17 protein-coding genes and 1 tRNA gene are annotated in these 17,355 nt (G+C 73.0%); 10 read left to right on the top strand and 8 right to left on the bottom strand.

Translation table 11 applies throughout. The features are described from left to right. Positions 1–69 precede the first annotated feature (69 nt). On the top strand, positions 70–1,053 hold the full coding sequence (locus FHS39_RS19985; RefSeq protein WP_184350739.1) for an aldo/keto reductase: 984 nt from the start codon (positions 70–72) through the stop codon (positions 1,051–1,053). After that, positions 1,050–3,029: a helix-hairpin-helix domain-containing protein gene (locus tag FHS39_RS19980; protein ID WP_425507797.1), complete on the top strand. Its 1,980-nt coding sequence runs from the start codon at positions 1,050–1,052 to the stop codon at positions 3,027–3,029. The genes FHS39_RS19985 and FHS39_RS19980 overlap by 4 nt, the downstream gene beginning before the upstream one ends. A 46-nt stretch (positions 3,030–3,075) precedes the next feature. On the opposite strand, the gene FHS39_RS19975 is transcribed toward FHS39_RS19980, so the two are convergent. Further along, positions 3,076–3,753 (bottom strand): hypothetical protein, encoded by a 678-nt coding sequence (locus FHS39_RS19975; RefSeq protein WP_184350738.1) that lies wholly within the window; start codon positions 3,751–3,753, stop codon positions 3,076–3,078. A gap of 47 nt (positions 3,754–3,800) precedes the next feature. Here FHS39_RS19975 and FHS39_RS19970 point away from each other — a divergent pair, with 47 nt between their 5' ends. After that, a complete protein-coding gene (locus FHS39_RS19970) occupies positions 3,801–3,989 on the top strand; it encodes a DUF5703 family protein (RefSeq protein WP_045932285.1) in 189 nt (62 codons plus the stop codon). A 118-nt stretch (positions 3,990–4,107) separates the two neighbouring features. On the opposite strand, the gene FHS39_RS19965 is transcribed toward FHS39_RS19970, so the two are convergent. The 3 genes from FHS39_RS19965 to FHS39_RS19955 all read right to left on the bottom strand — a co-directional run bounded on the left by FHS39_RS19965 (position 4,108) and on the right by FHS39_RS19955 (position 6,852). Further along, complete coding sequence (locus FHS39_RS19965) at positions 4,108–4,980, bottom strand: chaplin (RefSeq protein WP_184350737.1); 873 nt, start codon at positions 4,978–4,980, stop codon at positions 4,108–4,110. Positions 4,981–5,130: 150 nt separating this feature from the next. Further along, on the bottom strand, positions 5,131–5,364 hold the full coding sequence (locus FHS39_RS19960) for a chaplin (protein ID WP_184350736.1): 234 nt from the start codon (positions 5,362–5,364) through the stop codon (positions 5,131–5,133). Between the two features lie 153 nt (positions 5,365–5,517). After that, on the bottom strand, positions 5,518–6,852 hold the full coding sequence (locus tag FHS39_RS19955; RefSeq protein WP_184350735.1) for a M20/M25/M40 family metallo-hydrolase: 1,335 nt from the start codon (positions 6,850–6,852) through the stop codon (positions 5,518–5,520). A 241-nt stretch (positions 6,853–7,093) separates the two neighbouring features. On the opposite strand from FHS39_RS19955, the gene FHS39_RS19950 reads away from it, so the two are divergent. The 3 genes from FHS39_RS19950 to FHS39_RS19940 all read left to right on the top strand — a co-directional run bounded on the left by FHS39_RS19950 (position 7,094) and on the right by FHS39_RS19940 (position 8,543). After that, positions 7,094–7,181: transfer RNA gene (locus FHS39_RS19950), tRNA-Leu, on the top strand. Between the two features lie 93 nt (positions 7,182–7,274). After that, positions 7,275–8,063 (top strand): class I SAM-dependent methyltransferase, encoded by a 789-nt coding sequence (locus FHS39_RS19945; RefSeq protein ID WP_184350734.1) that lies wholly within the window; start codon positions 7,275–7,277, stop codon positions 8,061–8,063. A gap of 72 nt (positions 8,064–8,135) precedes the next feature. Next, positions 8,136–8,543 (top strand): (2Fe-2S) ferredoxin domain-containing protein, encoded by a 408-nt coding sequence (locus FHS39_RS19940; protein WP_184350733.1) that lies wholly within the window; start codon positions 8,136–8,138, stop codon positions 8,541–8,543. Between the two features lie 32 nt (positions 8,544–8,575). Here the strand turns inward: FHS39_RS19940 and FHS39_RS19935 are convergent, their stop codons facing one another. Together FHS39_RS19935 and FHS39_RS19930 are read right to left on the bottom strand one after the other, a co-directional pair. Beyond that, on the bottom strand, positions 8,576–10,114 hold the full coding sequence (locus FHS39_RS19935) for an APC family permease (RefSeq protein WP_184350732.1): 1,539 nt from the start codon (positions 10,112–10,114) through the stop codon (positions 8,576–8,578). Between the two features lie 53 nt (positions 10,115–10,167). Continuing rightward, positions 10,168–11,151 carry a hypothetical protein gene (locus FHS39_RS19930; RefSeq protein ID WP_184350731.1) on the bottom strand — a complete coding sequence of 328 codons (984 nt, stop codon included), beginning with the start codon at positions 11,149–11,151 and terminating at the stop codon, positions 10,168–10,170. Positions 11,152–11,546: 395 nt separating this feature from the next. Here FHS39_RS19930 and FHS39_RS19925 point away from each other — a divergent pair, with 395 nt between their 5' ends. Next, on the top strand, positions 11,547–12,431 hold the full coding sequence (locus FHS39_RS19925) for a DMT family transporter (RefSeq protein ID WP_184351090.1): 885 nt from the start codon (positions 11,547–11,549) through the stop codon (positions 12,429–12,431). A 32-nt stretch (positions 12,432–12,463) separates the two neighbouring features. Further along, the gene (locus FHS39_RS19920) at positions 12,464–13,000 is read left to right on the top strand and encodes an NUDIX hydrolase (RefSeq protein WP_045932291.1); all 537 of its coding nucleotides are present in this window, start codon (positions 12,464–12,466) and stop codon (positions 12,998–13,000) included. A 210-nt stretch (positions 13,001–13,210) separates the two neighbouring features. Here the strand turns inward: FHS39_RS19920 and FHS39_RS19915 are convergent, their stop codons facing one another. Beyond that, entirely contained in the window at positions 13,211–14,134 is a 924-nt protein-coding gene (locus FHS39_RS19915) for an NADP-dependent oxidoreductase (RefSeq protein ID WP_184350730.1), read from the bottom strand. A 31-nt stretch (positions 14,135–14,165) separates the two neighbouring features. Further along, positions 14,166–15,659 carry an MFS transporter gene (locus tag FHS39_RS19910; protein ID WP_184350729.1) on the bottom strand — a complete coding sequence of 498 codons (1,494 nt, stop codon included), beginning with the start codon at positions 15,657–15,659 and terminating at the stop codon, positions 14,166–14,168. Positions 15,660–15,807: 148 nt separating this feature from the next. On the opposite strand from FHS39_RS19910, the gene FHS39_RS19905 reads away from it, so the two are divergent. After that, positions 15,808–16,245, top strand: a complete 438-nt coding sequence (locus FHS39_RS19905) for a MarR family winged helix-turn-helix transcriptional regulator (protein ID WP_184350728.1) — start codon at positions 15,808–15,810, stop codon at positions 16,243–16,245. Between the two features lie 83 nt (positions 16,246–16,328). Continuing rightward, a complete protein-coding gene (locus FHS39_RS19900) occupies positions 16,329–17,255 on the top strand; it encodes an MBL fold metallo-hydrolase (protein ID WP_184350727.1) in 927 nt (308 codons plus the stop codon). The last annotated feature ends 100 nt before the right edge of the window (positions 17,256–17,355 follow it).

The raw sequence follows: 17,355 nt of genomic DNA, 5'->3' as shown, positions 1-17,355 counted from the left end.
CCGGCGAGTTGTCCACAGGCCGCGGCGGGGCGGCGACGGATCCGGGCGCGGCCAGTAATCTCGGCGCTCATGGAGCCAAGACATCTCGGCCGCACGGGCCTGCGGGTATCCCGGATCGGGCTCGGCACCCTCACCTGGGGCCGGGACACGCCGGAGGGGGACGCCGCCGAGCAGCTCAAGGCGTTCTGGGAAGCGGGCGGCACCCTCGTCGACACGGCGGACGTCTATGCGGACGGCGGTGCGGAGTACGTCCTGGGCCGGCTCCTGGAATCGCTCGTCCCGCGGCGCGATCTGGTGATCGCCACCAAGGCGGGCAGCGTCCTGGACCCCAGCCGGCGGGTGGACGGCTCGCGGGGCCACCTGCTGGCCGCGCTGGACGCCTCGCTCAAGCGGCTCGGCACCGACCACGTCGACCTCTGGCAGATACACGCCTTCGATCCCGCCACGCCCGTCGAGGAGACCCTGCACGCCGTCGACCTGGCCGTCAGCAGCGGCCGGGCGCGCTATGCCGGGGTCTCCAACTTCTGCGGCTGGCAGCTGGCCAAGGCCGCGACGTGGCAGCTGGCCGCGCCGGGCGTCCGCACCCCGCTGGCCAGCACGCAGATGGAGTACTCGCTGCTGCAGCGCGGCATCGAGCGCGAAGTCCTGCCGGCGGCCGTGGACCTGGGACTCGGCGTGCTGCCGTCCTCACCACTGGGCCGCGGCGTGCTGACGGGCAAGTACCGGCACGCGACCCCGGCCGACTCCCGCGGCGCCTCCGACCACCTCGCACCGTTCGTCGCCCCTTATCTGGACGAGGTGGCGAGCCGGATCGTGGATGCGGTCCTCACCGCGGCGAACGGGCTCGCCACCACGCCCCTGGAAGTGGCCCTGGCCTGGGTGCGCGACCGCCCCGGCGTGGTCGCGCCCATCGTCGGTGCGCGCACGGCGCAGCAGCTCAGAGCGGCATTGTCAGTGGAGAGCCTTACGCTTCCGGACGAGATCTGCCAGGCGCTCGACGACGTGTCGGCGCCCGTGCACCGCTACCCCGACCAGGACTGGAGCACCCTGTGAGCAACGACCGCCTCGCCGGCGGAGCCGCGGACGCCGGAGCCGACGCCCCCGAGGGCCGCCCGGCGGACGGCCCGGAGCCGGGCAAGCGTTCCTCGGCCGCCGAGATGCTGGCCGCGGCGGTCCGGGCCGTGGAGAGCGGCGAGCGGTCGGCGGCGTCCTTCTTCACCGAGCCCAAGCGGCCCGCGCCCGCCCGCCCGGCACGGCCCGTCCCCCAGCGGACGCCCGCCCCCGGCCCCGGGCAGCGCCCCGCGCCGGACCCCACGCTCACCGGGGACGTCCGGCAAGTGCTCGCCGCGGGAGGAGCACCCGAGCAGCTGGCCGGGCAGGTTGTGGAGGCGCTGGGCGAGCAGGCCGCCACGACGCTGCGGGAGGACCCCTGGCGGCTGCTGGCCGTGCCGGGCGTACGGCCAGACCAGGCCGACGGCTTCGCCAGGGCGCTGCTCGGCGCCGAGTGCACCCCGGGCGACGAGCGCCGGGCACAGGCCCTGACCGGCTGGCTGCTGGAGCGCGCCGCGCTCGCGGGCCACACCGTGCTGGAGTCCTCCGCGCTCCTGGCCGAGCTGGGCCGCCGCTCGGTGCCGGATCCGGACGAGGCGCTGCACGGCGCCATCGCCGAGGGCGCGGTGCTGGTCTTCCGCGAGGGCCCCGAAGGCGAGGAGGAGCAGGAGGCGGAGGGCGAGACCGCGGAGGACGCCTCGGTGCGGCTGCTGCTCGGGCTCGACCGGTACGCCATGGCCGAGGAGAGCCTCGCCGACGGCCTGACCCGGCTGGCCGGCACCTTCGAGGCGGATCAGGAGCTCGACTGGGAAGGCGCGGCGGCGACCGCCCCCTCCCCCTCGGCCGCCGAGCTGATCCGCGCCGTCGCCGCGTCCGGCCTGGTCACGCACAGCGGCGGCGAGGCGGCTCGCGCCGAGCCCGCCGCGCTGGTGGCCGCGGCCCGCGCGCTGGGGCTGCGCGCCTGTGCCGCCGCGCACACCGAGGACGGCAGGCGGCGCCTGGTCGAGCTCGGCGAGACGGAGGCCGTGACCCTGGCCGGGCTGCTCTCGGACCGCGAGGGTCCCGGGCGCGATGAGGACGGCGCCTGGGCCCTCGACCTGCTGGCCGTGCTGGACGCCCCCCAGGTGGACGTGGAGACGGCTGCACTGCTGGTGGAGTCGCTGGCGGACGGCGCCCGGCTGGTGCTCAGCGGCGACCCGGGGGTGCTGTGGTCGGCGGGCCCCGGCCGGGTGTTCGCCGATGTCGTGGCGGCCCGCATCTGCCCCGCGGTCGTCTCCCGGACCCCCGACCCCGGCCCGATCGGCGAGCTGGTCTCCGGCATCGGCATCGGCGAGCTCCAGCAGGTGGAGGCGCCCGGCAAGGAGGTCGTGATCGTCCCGGTGCGGGATGCGGGCGAGGCGGTGCACCGCACGGTGCAGCTCGTCGCCGACTCCGTGCCGCGCGCGATCGGCGTGCCGGCCGAGCACACCCAGGTCGTCACCCCCGGCCACGGCGGGGCCGTCGGCACCCGGGCGCTCAACGCGGCGCTCAAGGAGCGGCTGAACCCCGGGCCGGGCCGGTTCGGCGGCTTCGACCCGGGCGACCGGGTGGCGTACGTCCCGGCCCCCGGCCGGATGGTGCAGGGCACCGTGGTCTCGGCGGACGTCGAGGGCCTGCGGCTGGACTGCGCGGGTGCGGCCGTGGTCGTGCCGCCCGGCCGGGTGGCCGAAGAGGTCCGGCACGGCTGGGCCGTGACCGCCCACCAGGCGGTGGGGGCACGCTGGCCCGCCGTCGTCGTGGTACTGCCGGGCGACGCGGCGCAGACGCTGACCCGGGCCTGGGTCTATACGGCGTTCAGCCGGGCCGAGCGGCATCTGTCGGTCGTGCACGGTGTGGACCAGGCGCTGCCGCGGGCGGTCGCGGAGGTGCCGGCCAAGGAGCGGAGCACACGGCTGGCCTCGCTGCTGCAGGCGCAGGCGCAGGGCGCGGCCGAGGGGTGAGCGCGGCCCCGGCCCGGCGTGCGCCCGGGCCGGGCGCCTTCCGCCCTCAGTCCTCGGAGGAGCCGAATTCCCCCTCGTCCTCGATCTCCTCGTCGAGGTCCAGCTCCTCGTCGAAGACGGCACTGACGTCGAAGCGGCACACCACCCGCTGGGGATCGGCCTGGTCGAAGGGGGTCGACAGCCACTCCCCCGGTTCGGCGGGCTCATCGCCCGCGGCCACCCACAGGGTGGAGTCGCCTTCCTCCAGGCCGAATTCCTTGTGCCGGGAGGCGATTTCGTCGGGCTCGTACTCGCCGAACAGCACGCCGAGCGCCGCGTGCACGCTGCCCGCGGCGCCGCCGGGCCCGCCCGCCTCCGGGTCGGCGTCGACGTCCGGGTCCAGATCGGCCACCCGCTGCGCCTGTGCGAGCAGCCGCTGGGGTTCGACCACCGCGTAGTCCCGGCGGATCAGCACGCTCAGCACGCTGGGCTCCTCCGGCCCGGCGTACGCGGGCAGCGTGTCGTCGCCGGGGATCTCGAAGGGGGTGACCTCGTCATAGGCGTCGTAGAGCAGTTCGTCGTAGGCCTCGGCTGTCGCGGCCAGCTCGTTGAACGCGGCGTAGACGGCCGGGTCGTCCTCCCCGGAACGGCGTTCGACGGCCTCGAGGTGGCGGTCCAGAGCGGCTTTGACCGCCTCGGCGGCGGCCCGTACCTCGGCAGCGGTCGGCTGCGCAGCATCAGACATAGTGCAGACGCTATCCGCACCGGGCCCGTTCCCGCACAATAGATGCGATGCCGGAATACGAATTCTGTGATGTGTATGTGCCCCGGGGGGTCTCCCGGAGAGCAGCCACACGCCTGCTGACCGACCACGCCGAGTACGGACACTGGGAGTTGGACCGACTACGCCTCTACCCGGACGGCAGCCGGAAGGTGCGGCTGCGGCGCCGGATCATCCGTCAGCTGCGCGCCACCTGGTGAACGTTCGAACGCCCTGAGCATGCGGGGGTGAACGCGGAAGGGAGCGGGCCCCGCCGATGCGGGGTCCGCTCCCTTCGCTGCGGCCGGCCCGGCGGCTCACTGCCGCCGGGCCGGTCCGTCAGCCCTGCGCGCCGCGGGCGCGGCGGTAGAGCACCGCGCCGCCGAGCAGCAGCGCGGCGCTGGCCGCACCGGCCGCACCGAGCTGGCCCGCACCGGTGTGCGCGAGCTGGGCGGCCTGCTCGGCCACGCCGGCCGGGCGGTGGGCGTCCATCACCTGCGGGCGGTGGGCGTCCTTCACCGCGGTGACCGGCTTGACCGCGTGGTCACCCGGGTTGCCCGGGTGAGCGGCCGGCGGGTTGTGCTCGCCGGCCGGCGGCTTGTGGCCGGGCTGCTGCTCGCCCGGGTTCCCGGGGTGGCCGGGCGGGTTGTGGTGGCCGCCGGGGCCGTGGGTGCCCGGGTGACCGGGGTGCCCAGGGTGACCCGGGTGACCGGGCTGCCCCCGGTGCGGCGGCTGGTGGCTGTGGCCCTCCCAGCCGTGGCCGCCCCCGGAGTTCACGCACTCGTTGCCGCTGGCGGGGTTGCCGATGCCGATGACGTCGACGCTGTTGCCGCAGGCGTTGACCGGCACAGTGACCGGCGCCTGGGCGACGTTGCCGGAGAGGACGCCGGGCGAGCCGACGGCCTTGCCCTGGGCCTGGGCGGAGCCGCCGCCGTGGCCCTTCTTGCCGCCGTGCCCGTGGAAGCCGCCACCGCCGTTGACACACCGGTTGCCGGAGGCCGGGTTGAGCAGGCCGACCACGTTCACGGTGTTGCCGCAGGCGTTGACCGGCACAGTGACCGGCACCTGGACGGTATTCCCGGAAGCGACGCCCGGGGAGTGTGCGGTGGCGCCCTGGGCGCCGGAGTCCGCGATTGCGTAACCGCCGGTGACGGCGAGCACTCCACTCGCCGCCGCTACGGTGAGCAGGCCCTTTTTGTTGACCTGTCGCATTTACTTCTGCCCCTCTGCTTTTGCCATGCGGATTACGGGCGGGCCAGATGCCCGCTCATGAAAGCCCAGTCGAAAGCCCGGCGGCCCCGGGGCGCGTGAGGCGCTCTCCGGAGCCGCTTGGCTCATTCCCTCACGGGCTCGGACAAAACGTCACTTGTTGATGCAGGTGTTGCCGAACGTGGGGTTGAGCAGACCGACGACGTCGATGGTGTTGCCGCAAACATTCACCGGAACCGCGACAGGGACCTGGATGACGTTGCCCGAGACGACGCCGGGAGAGCCCACGGCAGCGCCCTGAGCGCCCGAGCTGGCGGCGGCGAGCCCCGCCCCCGCGAGCACGAGTCCGCCGGTGGCAGCCGATACGGCGACGACCTTCTTCAGCATGGATTCCTCCTTGTTGGCACTGCGGTCCCAGCCGCGGACCGCACACCTGTAACGACGAGGAGGTAATAGGGCTACGTAACCCTGACCGCGTTCACTCTTTCCGGTTAAAGATGCGCCAACAATGCGCAGAGGAGGGTGGATTCGGAGCGGTTCTCAGCTCTGATCGATGAAACGGTCCAGCACGCGCACCCCGAATTTCAGACCATCGACGGGCACGCGTTCGTCAACTCCGTGGAACATTCCGGCGAAATCCAGTTCGGGCGGCAACTGCAGCGGCGCAAAGCCGAAGCAGCGCACACCGAGGTTGTCGAAGTGCTTGGCGTCGGTACCGCCGGAGAGCATGTACGGCACGGCGCGCGCGATGGGGTCCTCGGCCTTGAGCGCCGACTGCATGGCCTCGACGAGGTCGCCGTCGAAGCTCGTCTCCAGCGCCTTGTCCGCGTGGACGTCCTCCCGCTTGACGCGCGGGCCCAGGATCCGGTCGAGGTCGGCGAGGAACTCCTCCTCGTACCCCGGCAGGAACCGTCCGTCGACGTGCGCGGTGGCCTGCCCGGGGATGACGTTCACCTTGTACCCGGCGCCCAGCATCGTGGGGGCCGCGGAGTTGCGCAGCGTGGTGCCGATCATCTTGGCGATGCCGCCGAGCTTGGCGAGCGTGGCCTCCATGTCCTCGGGGTCGAGCGGGGTGCCGAGGGCGTCGGAGAGCTCGTCGAGGAAGGACCGCACGGACTTGGTCACCCGGACCGGGAACTCGTGCCGCCCCAGCCTGCCGACCGCCTCGCACAGCTCGGTGATGGCGTTGTCCTTGTTGGTCATCGAGCCGTGGCCCGCCGTGCCGTCCACGGTGAGCCGCATCCAGTGCATGCCCTTCTGGGCGGTCTCGATCAGATAGAGCCGCAGGTTCTCGTTGACGGTGAAGGAGAAGCCGCCGACCTCGCCGATGGCCTCGGTGACGCCTTCGAAGAGGCCGGGGTGCTTGTCGACCAGGTGCCGGGCGCCGTAGATGCCGCCGGCCTCCTCGTCGGCGAGGAAGGCGAGCACGATGTCGCGCGGGGGCTTGCGCCCGGTGCGCAGCCGGTCGCGGACGACCGCGAGGGTCATCGCGTCCATGTCCTTCATGTCGACCGCGCCGCGGCCCCATACACACCCGTCGGCGATCTCGCCGGCGAAGGGGTGGTGGGTCCAGTCGTCGGCGTTGGCCGGCACGACGTCGGTGTGGCCGTGGATGAGCAGCGCCGGGCGGGACGGGTCGGCGCCCTCGATCCGGGCCACGGTCGAGGCCCTGCCGGGGTGCGACTCGAAGATCTGCGGTTCGAGACCGACCTCGGCGAGCTTCTCGGCCACGTATTCGGCGGCGGCTCGCTCACCCGGTCCGGAGTGGTCGCCGTAGTTGCTGGTGTCGATCCGGATCAGGTCCCGGCAGAGGTCCGTGACCTCTGCCTCGGCGCCCTTGCCCGGGCCGGCGGTGGCCGGCTTCGACTCGCTCACGCTGCCTCCTCGTGGTTCGCTGCCGGGTCCCGCCCGCGGCGGGCCCCGACGTGGTCCACCGCCATCCTGCCTCCCCCGCTCCGCGGGCCCAAGGCCGTAATGCCGCCGACATGCGCCCGCAATGTTCCGCGGCGCCGACCCCCTGCCGGGGGCTGCGGCGTCCGGGTGATCGAGCACGTCCGGATGTTTGCTATTGTTTTCCATGTCGCCGCGGGGAACACCCCGCAGAGACAGACACCTAGTCCGGGTGGCGGAATGGCAGACGCGCTAGCTTGAGGTGCTAGTGCCCTTTATCGGGCGTGGGGGTTCAAGTCCCCCCTCGGACACCAACGAAAAACCCCAGCTCAGCTGGGGTTTTTCTGCGTTTCCGGGGGGTCTTGCGGGCGCCCCGGGGCATTGACGGCGGGGATAGGTTCAGGATCATGACCGAACATGCGACCGGCCGGGCGGCCGACGGCAGCGCGGGGGACGCGGACTACGGCACGATCGGCGCGGGTTACAGCCGCTACCGCCGGCCCGATCCGCGCATCGCGGCGGCGGTTTCCCGGGCCCTGGGCGACGCCCGTACCGTGATCAACGTGGGGGCGGGGGCCGGGTCGTACGAGCCGGCCGGGGCGCTGGTGACGGCGGTGGAGCCGTCGGCGTCGATGCGGGCCCAGCGGCCCGCGCATCTACCGACCGCCGTGGACGCCGTGGCCGAGCGGCTGCCGTTCGACGACGGCGCGTTCGACGCCGCGATGACCACCTTCAGCGTGCACCAGTGGAGCGACCTGAAGGCCGGCCTGCGGGAGATGCGGCGCGTGACGCGCGGCCCCGTGGCCGTCCTGACCTGCGACCCGGACCTCGTACGGGAGTTCTGGCTGTACGACTATGCCCCGCTCGTGCTGGACACCGAGGCCCGGCGGTATCCGGCGGTCGAGGACATCACCCGGGCGCTCGGCGGCCGGACCACGGTCGAGCCGGTGCCGGTCCCCGCGGACTGCAGCGACGGCTTCAACGAGGCGTACTACGCCCGCCCCGAGCGCCTGCTGGACCCCGGGGCCCGGCAGGCGTGCTCGGCGTGGAGCTTCGTCGAGGCGGACGTGGCGGAGCGGTACACGGACCGGCTCCGCCGCGACCTCGACAGCGGGGCGTGGGACGAGCGGCACGGCGCCCTGCGCGGGCAGCCGTCCCTGGTCGGCTCGCTCGTGCTGATCCGCGCGGTTCCCTAGGGCGCCGGGCCCGCCATGAGGCGTTCCTCTCAACGGCGGGCCGGCCAACCGGCCTTGCGTATCATCGGGCGGATGATCTCCAACAGCTCCCGCCGTGCCGCACCGTCCGCCGCCGCCCCCTGCCGGATAACGGTCTGCCGCGGCTGCTGCTGTGGTGACGCCCGCAAGGTGCCGGGTGTCGACCACGCGGGGCAGATCGCCCGGCTGCGCGGTGCCGTGGGGGATGCGGCCCGGGTGCGGGCGTCGGAGTGCCTGGACGTGTGCGACCAGGCGAATGTGATGGTGGTGCAGCCGTCGGCGGCGGGGCGCGCGGCAGGCGGGCGGCCGGTGTGGCTGGGGCTGGTCAACGACGACGGCGCCCTGGCGGACATCGCCGAGTGGGTCCGGGCCGGCGGCCCGGGGCTGGCCGAGCCGCCGGGGGTGCTGGATCTGTACGCGTTCACGGTGTCGCGGCGGGTCGGCAAGGCGCTGGAGGGCTGAGGGCGCCTTCCCCGTCGGCCGGTGGCAGCACGTCATGAGGAAGCCTTTCGGGTCAGGCGGGAGGCCGCCGCCTTGTCGAGCAGGAACGCCTCGTTGCCCAGCCCGATGCGGGCGTGCACCTCGGGCCGCAGGTGTCGCAGCAGCAGTCCGTAGACCACCCCGAGGAGGACCGAGGCGCCGACGATGCCCGGAAGGATCCAGCGCAGCACCGGGCCGGGGTCGGCGCCGAGCAGCACGTCGAAGTCCTCGACTGCACAGCCGACGATCACCAGCAGGGCGAGCCCGGCCAGGCCGGAGGCGATCAGCCGCGGGGCCTGCGCCCGGCCCGCTCCGCGGCGCACGAAGAAGGCGATGACGGCGGCGCAGGCGGTGGCCATGAGGACGATCACGCCGAGCGCGCCGATGTTGCCCATCCAGGTGAACAGGCGCAGGACGGGCGCGGTGGGGTCGCCGTGCGGCCGGTGGTCGGTGGCCGCGAACACCACGACGGCCAGCAGGGAGACGACGCTCTGCAGCAGGGAGCCGTAGGCGGGTGCGCCGCTGGAGCGGGAGGTGCGACCGACGGCGGCGGGCAGCAGGCCCTCACGGCCCATGGCGAAGGCGTAGCGGGCGACGACGTTGTGGAAGCTGAGCATGGCGGCGAACATGCCGGTCACGTAGAAGAGGTGCATGACGTCGGTGAAGGCGGCGCCGAACCGCGCTTCGGTGAGGGTGAAGAGCAGGCCCGGCCCCTCCTGCTGCGCCAGGGCGGTGATCCGGGAAGGTCCGGCAGCCACGCTCAGCGCCCAGGAGGAGAGGGCGAAGAAGAGGGCGACGAAGCCGACGGCGAGGAAGGTCACCCGGGCGACGACGACGTGGGGGCGGCTGGTCTCCTCGGCGTAGACGGCGGCCTGTTCGAAGCCGACGAAGGAGGCGATGGTGAAGGAGAGCGCGGTGCCCAGGCCCGCGCCGCCGAGGGTGGTGGGGTCGAAGGCGTGCAGCGAGAAGCCGTCCCGGCCGGGTTGGGCGATCCCGGCGACGTCGAAAACGACGACCATGGCGCATTCGACGAGGAGCGAGGCGCCCAGGACCTTGGCGTTGAGGTCTATCTTGAGCCAGCCGAGCGCGCCGACGGCGAGCACGGCGGCGGTGGCGGGCACCCACCAGCCGACGTTCAGGCCGAGGTGTTCGCCGAGGAGCCCGGAGAGTTCGAAGCCGAACAGGCCGTAGATCCCGAACTGCATGGCGCTGTAGGCGACCAGGGCGACGACGGAGGCGGCGGCTCCGGCGGTGCCTCCGAGGCCGCGGGCGATGTAGGCGTAGAAGGCGCCGGCGTTGTGGACGTGCCGGCTCATCTCGGCGTATCCGAAGCTGAAGAGGGTCAGCACGACGCCGAGGATGACGAAGAGCAGGGGCTGGCCGACGATGCCCATCGTGCCGTAGATGGTGGGCATGACGCCCGCCGTGACCATCAGGGGAGCGCTGGCGGCGACGACCGACAGCAGGAGCCCCGGCACTCCTATCCGGTTGGCGCGCAGCCGTCTGCCCTGCCCCAGATAGGTGCTGATCTCGCTCGTGGTGCCCGTCGGCATGGCGGGGTCGTCCTTCCCATGGGGTGAGCGGGTCGGGGGTGCCGCCCTCGGCGTCAGGCCGCGCCGAGGGCGGCGCGGCGGGCGGCCCGGAACGCCCCCCGCGGGTCCCGGTCGGGGTAGCACCAGGGGGCGTGGGTGGCGTGCGGGCCGATGCGGGTGAGCAGGGCGGCGGCTTCGGCGAGCCGGCCTTCGTGCAGTTTGGCGTGGGCGAGGTAGTTCAGGTCGACCTTGCGCCGGGGGTGGGTGGCGGCGGTGCTGTCCGCCGCGTCCGGCCCTTCTTCGTCGGTGTCCCATTCGAGCCACCAGTCGAAGGCGGCCTTCATCACCTGGCGGGCACGGCGGGTGGTCCAGTGGCCCGAGCGGGCGGGGTCGGCCGGTTCGACTCCGGCGCGGGCCAGGACGCGGTAGCGCTCGGCGTGGGCCACGACGGGCAGGACGGCCAGGGGCGAGTCGGCGGGGGCCTGCTCGGCGGCCCAGGAGGCGAAGTCGTAGACCTCGTGGAGCGGGTCGTCGCGGTCGCCCTCCTGGTGTTCGGCCAGGCAGGCGGCCATCAGGTGGTGCGCGTGGTGGTGGTCGCGGTGGCGTGCGCGGACCTGGTCGAAGGCGCGGACGCGCTCGTCGTCGGTGCCGGTGCGGCGGGCGAGGATAAGGGCGCAGAGCCAGGGGGTCGGGTCGCGGGGGGCCATCCGGGCGGCGGTCAGGCACAGGGCGCGGGCCGCATCGGGCTGGTCCTTGCCCTGCAGGGCGCGGAAGACGGTGGCGCAGGCGAGGAGGAGGGCGGCGTCGGGGCTGTCGGGCTCGGCCAGCTGCCAGTCGCGGGCCCAGGCGAGGCTGCTGCCCCCTTCGGCGAGGACGACGAGGCGGTGGCCGCGGCGGTCCCAGTCGTCGCCGGTGCGGGCGAGGAGCTGCCGGGCCTCACCCCAGCGCCCCCGGGCCAGGGCATCACGGACCGTGGCCAGCTCGGTGTCGTCCAGGACCGGATCGAAGGTCGGCCCGCCCTTGTACCGGGGACGACCCAAGGGGGGTGGGGGCGTCATCGGCGTGCTCCCTCCACGGCGTGCGTCCCCTCCGGGCGCCACAGCCCGGCGTCCGTGAACAGGTATTCCCCATCACGCACAGCAAACCGGTAGTCACGGCTCCGCGTCAAGGCCGGTCTTGTACTGACATCACGTCAAGTGACGTGCCGTCAGCTCCAGTTGGCGGCGCGGGTCGACGGCGGAGCGCCTCGGCGGCACTGCCCATCCGCACGTACATACGACGTACATACATTCGACACTCACCCCTCTCTTGTGCGGCACTTCCGACTCCGGTCCACCGTTCGACTGGATGAACGGCCGAAAGAGGGGTACTCGGACGTCACTCCGCCCACAAGGCGGCTATCGTTTTTCTGTCAAGTCTCCTACGACCGGCCGGTCTTGAGGTGCACGACGTGATGATCTTCGCCTTCGCCGTCGGCGCGGCGGCCTGTCTGGGTGTGGGCTTCGTTCTCCAGCAGAACGCCGCCCAGCGGGCCCCGATGAGCGACTTCCTCTCCCTGCGCCTGCTGCTCGACCTGATGCGGATGCCCCGCTGGCTGGCGGGCATCGCGCTGATGGTCTGCGGGATGGCGCTGGGCGCGGTGGCGCTGAGCGGGGGCGAGGTGTCGCTGGTGGAGCCCCTGCTGGCGACGAACCTGCTGTTCGCCATGGCCCTCTCGCGGTACCAGACGAAACAGCCGCTCGGCCGGACGGGCTGGGGCGGACTGTGGCTGCTGGCCGGCGGGGTGACGGCGTTCATCGTCGCGGGCCGCCCGCACAGCGGCGACACCGTCACCGACCCGCTGCGGCACTGGCTGATCATCGGGGTGATGGTGGGCACGGCGATGCTGCTCGCCGCCGTCTCCAAGCGGGTGCGGATGAGCACGGAGGCCGCGCTGCTGGCGGTGGCCGCCGGGCTGCTCTACGGCGTCCAGGACGCGCTGACCCGGGTCAGCGGCGAGCAGTGGGCGCACGGCGGCTGGCCGGTGCTCGTCACCAGCTGGCATCCGTACGGGGTGCTGGCCCTCGGCGTCACGGGGCTGGTGCTGGTGCAGAGCGCCTTCGAGACGGCCCCGCTGCGGATGTCGCTGCCCGCGCTGACCGCCGCCCAGCCGCTGGCGGGGATCGCCTGCGGGGTCGGCTTCATGGGCGACCGGCTGCGGACCACGCCCGGGGCGCTGGCCTGGGAGGCGGCGGGCCTGGCGGCCATCGTGGTCGGGATCGTGCTGATCGGCCGGCATCCGGCGATGCCCTCGGGAATGGCCGAGACCGGGCGGATGCGCGACCTCCAGCCGCACTGACCAAGAAGCGCACCGGCTGGTTGGATGGGGCCATGACCGATCAGCGACCGCTCGCGGAAGACGAACTGCTGGACATCGTCGACGAACACGACCGGGTCGTCGGGCAGGCGCTGCGCGCCGAGAGCTACGCCCGGCGGTTGCGGCACCGGTGCGTCTTCGTCCTTGCCCGGGATCCCCGGGGGCGGATCTTCGTGCACCGCCGCACCGACCGCAAGCTCGTCTTCCCCTCCCGCTACGACATGTTCGTGGGCGGGGTCGTCGGCGCGGGCGAGACCTACGACGAGGCGGCCCTGCGCGAGGCCGAGGAGGAGCTGGGCGTCAGCGGCCTCCCGGCCCCCGTGCCGCTCTTCCGGTTCCTGTACGAAACCGCCGAGCACAGCTGGTGGTCGGCGGTGTATGAGGTTCGGTGCGCGCTGCCGGTCAGCCCCCAGGAGGAAGAGGTGGCCTGGCACGCCTTCCTCTCCGAGGCGGAGCTGGCGCAGCGGCTCGGCGAGTGGGACTGGGTGCCGGACGGCTTCGAGGCCTACCGGAGGCTGAGGGCGATGCCCTCGGCCTCCGGCACGCGCTAGGGCGTGTCCGATGGGTCAGTGCGGGTCCCGCGGCGTCTGGCGCTGGGGGCACCTCCCAGCGGTAGCTGGGGGAGCATCGCAAGGCGGAGCATGACCCGCGTACTGGGCGTACTCGGGTCGTGCGACAACGCAGCGAGGTGCCGTGCCGGGGGCACCTCCCAGCGGTAGCTGGGGGAGTCGCGGGGCCTGTGCCGACCCATCGGACACGCCCTAGGGCACCGTCACCACGATCTTGCCCCGGGTGTGGCCCTGGGCGCTCAGGCGCTGCGCGTCCGCCGTCTTCTCCAGCGGGAAGACCTCCGCCACCTCGACCGAGAGGACGCCCTGCTCCGCCAGGTGGCTCAGCGCGGTCAGGTCGTCGGCGTCGGGGCGCACCCACAGCAGGCGGCCGTTGAGGTCGGCCACCTCCGGGTCGGCGATGGAGACCAGCCGGGCGCCGGGCGCGCTCACCTCGGCCGAGGTACGGATCACGCCGCCGCCGACCAGGTCGAGGACGACGTCGACGCCCTCGGGCGCCAGGGCCCGTACGCGCTCGGTCAGCCCGTCCCCGTAGACGACGGGCTCGGCGCCCAGCGCGCGCAGGTAGTCGTGGTTGCGCTCGCTGGCGGTGCCGATGACGCGGGCGCCGAAGTGGCGTGCGAGCTGGACGGCCATCGAGCCCACCCCGCCGGCGGCGGCGTGCACCAGGACGGTGTCGCCCGAGGCGGCCCCCACGGCCTTCAGCGCCTGGTAGGCGGTCAGGCCGGCCAGCGGGAGGCCGGCCGCCTCCTCGTGGCTGAGGCCGGCGGGCTTGCGGGCCAGGGTGCGCACCGGGGCCGCCACGTACTCCGCGAAGGTACCGCGGGAGAGGACGTCCTCGCGTACGTAGCCGATGACCTCGTCGCCCTCCTGGAACTCGGGAACGTCGGAGCCCACGGCGACGACCACGCCGGAGACGTCCCAGCCGGGGATCACGGGGAAGACCGCGTCGAGCAGCGGTTCCAGGTAGCCCGCCTGGGCCTTCCAGTCGACGGGGTTGACGGCCGCCGCCTTCACCCGGACCAGGACGGAGTCCGGGCCCACCTTGGGCTTGGGCAGCTCCCCGTATTCGAGGACCTCGGGGCCGCCGTAGACGCGGTAGCTGACAGCCTTCATCGTGGTGCTCCTCCGTGCTCGGTGGCGTGACTCAGCGGGTGGCGGGTGCGGTTTCAGCCTCGGACGCGGCGGCCGAGCCCGCCACCGCTGCCCGCGGGCCGTGGATGGTGCGCAGGCCCAGCCCGGCCACCACGGAGACCAGCGCGAAGGCGGTCCCCGCGATGACGAAGGTGAGCGTGAACTGGCTCTCGGCGGGCAGCTTGGGCGCGCCGGGCGGCAGGTGGGCGATGCTCTTGGAGGCGAGGACCGTGGTGATCATCGCGCTGCCGATGGCGCTGCCGGTGGAGCGGGAGATGGAGTTGATGCCGTTGGCTATGCCGGTCTGGTGGTGCGGCACGCTGGTGACGATCACGGCGGGCATGGCCGCGTAGCCGAAGCTGATGGCGGCGCCGACGAACATGCCGGCGGCGATCACCGAGAAGGCGTGCTCGTGGTCGAGCGCGATCCACACGAAGCCGGCGGTGCCGATCAGCGAGGCGAGCAGCAGCACCAGGCGGGGGCCCTTGTGGCGGACGAGCTGGCCGCCGACGGGGGCCGCGAGCAGCGAGACGACGGTGCTGGGCAGCAGGAACTCGACGGAGGCGCGCAGCACGCTGGCGTCGAAGCCGTAGCCCGTGATCTTCGACGGCATCTGGACCAGGTAGGAGACGCCGATGAAGAGGGCGAAGGAGCCGAAGCCGACGAGCAGGCCGGAGAGGTTGGCGAAGAGCACCGGGCGGTGGACGAACATCTTCATGTCGACCAGCGGCTCGCGCACCTTGCGCTCGACCAGCGTCCAGACGGCGGCCATCACGGCGGCGCCCACGAAGCAGCCGATCGTACGGGCGGAGGACCAGCCCCACTCGTGGCCCTGGGTGATGGGCAGCAGGAGCAGGACGAGGGTGGCGGCCAGGCTGAGCGCGCCGAGCACGTCGGTGCGTCCGCCGGTGGTCTCCCGGGTGGCCGGGACGAGGGTGACGACGGCGAGCAGGGCGAGCGCGGCGAGGCCGGTGGCCAGCCAGAAGGCGCTGCGGTAGTCGGGGTTGTCGCCGGAGGTGAGCAGGCCGGTGGCGACGAGCGCCAGGCCGCTGCCGAAGGCGAGGGTGCCGCTGACCATGGCCATGGCGCCGGGCAGCTTGGCCGGGCGGACCTCCTCGCGCAGCACGGAGAGCGCCAGCGGGAAGATCGCGGTCGCGGCGCCCTGGAGCACCCGGCCGACGATCAGCCAGAGCAGGGAGTGCGTCACGGCGGCGAGGACGGACCCGGCGACCATGACGATCAGCACGCCGACGAGCGTCTTCTTCTTGCCGTGCTGGTCGCCGAAGCGGCCGAGCAGCGGGGTGAAGACGGCCGCGGAGAGCAGGGTGGCGGTGGTGACCCAGCTGACGTTGGCCGAGGTGGTGTGCAGGTCCTTCTGGATCAGGCCGAGGATCGGCACCACCAGGGTCTGCATCATCGAGACGACCATGGCGGCCAGGCTCAGGGCGAAGACGATCACCGTCTCGTTCCGCCGGCTGCCGGGCGTGGCGGGCGCTTGGGAGGTCATGGGAATGCGGAGTCCTTTGGGGTCCATCTGGTTACTTCACGACGTTGATGCTTGAGATCGTCAAGCAACTGGGCCTACGTTACGGCGGAATACTTCAGGTAGTCAAGTTAATGATTTAGAGCTTCAAGCTCTTGAGTACACTTCACCCATGACCGGCACCCCTTCGCCCCCGACCAAGGCCCAGCTCCTGGAGCTCGTCGCGGCGCTCGGCACCGCCCAGTGGCAGGACTTCGCGGCCACCGCCGCCCGGCACGGCCTCACCTCCGTCCAGGCCAAGCTGCTCGCCCAGCTCAAGGGCCCGGTGCCGATGCGCGGCCTGGCCACCGTGCTGGTCTGCGACGCCTCCAACGTCACCGGCATCGTGGACCGTCTCGAAGCGCGCGGCCTGGTCCGGCGCGAGCCCGACCCCTCCGACCGCCGGGTGAAGAACGTGGTGGCCACCGAGGAGGGCGTCGAGACCATCCGCCGGGTGCGGGACGAGATGCAGGCCACGCACAGCGCGCTCGACGCCCTCGACGAGGACGAGCGCAGCACCCTCTACCGGCTGCTGGAGCGGCTCCGCCCGGACCTGGAGCACCGGGCCTGACCGCGCGCACGGCGGCCTTGCCCCGCGCCCGTATTCTGACGGGCAGTCGGCTCCGAGAGACGGACCGCACCGGGGAGGCACGCGTGGGAACGACGACCGACAGCACGTACCAGCCTTACACCGTCACGCTCGCGCCGGGCGTGAGCGCCTTCGTCCAGCCGGACGGGGGCTGGTGCCTGAACAACGCCGGGTTCGTCACCGGCGGCGGCCGCACCCTGCTGATCGACACCGCCGCCACCGAGCGGCGGGCCCGGCTGCTGCGCGACGCGGTCGAGGAGAGCGGGGCGCCGCGGCCCTCCCTGGTGGTCAACACCCACCACCACGGCGACCACACCTACGGCAACTGCGTCTTCACCCCCGAGGCCACCGTCGTCGGGCACGTCGCGTGCCGCCGCGAGACCCTGGCCGAGGGGCTGCAACTGCACGCCATCTGGCCCTCCGTCGACTACGGCGACATCGAGGTCAGCGCGCCCACGCTCACCTACACCGACGAGCTCACCCTCCACCTGGGCGAGACCGAGGTGCGGCTGCTGCACCCGGGGACGGCGCACACCGTCGGCGACACGATCGCCTGGCTGCCCGAGCAGCGCGTCGTCTTCACCGGCGACCTCATCTTCGAGGGCGGCACCCCCTTCATCGTCATGGGCTCGCTCAGCGGCTCGCTGCGCGCACTGGAGGCGCTGCGGGCGCTCGACGCGGAGACCGTCGTGCCCGGCCACGGCCGGGTGACCGACCCCGGCGTCTACGACACCATCGAGGGCTATCTGCGCTTCGTCGACGACCTGGCCCGCACCTCCCACGCCGCCGGGCGCACTCCACTGGAGGCCGCGCGCGGCGCCGACCTCGGCGAGTTCGCCGCGCTGCGCGAGAGCGAGCGCCTGGTCGGCAATCTGCACCGCGCCTACGCCGAGCTGGACGGGCTGCCGCCGGGGGCGCCGCTGGATCTGGCCACGGTGCTGGGCGACATGATGACGATGAACGGCGGGAAACCGATGGCCTGTCACGCCTGAGGCGCTTCGCTACGGGAGAGTGCTCCGGGGCCCTGGACGCCATACCGACCGGTCGGCATCATGATCCAGGGCCGTACGCACGTACGGCGATCAGCCCGAC

Source organism: Streptomyces olivoverticillatus (assembly GCF_014203555.1).
GTDB classification, from domain to species: Bacteria; Actinomycetota; Actinomycetes; order Streptomycetales; family Streptomycetaceae; genus Streptomyces; species Streptomyces olivoverticillatus.
Note: the sequence above shows the minus strand (reverse complement) of the source record. Positions and strands in the feature narration are given on the sequence as shown.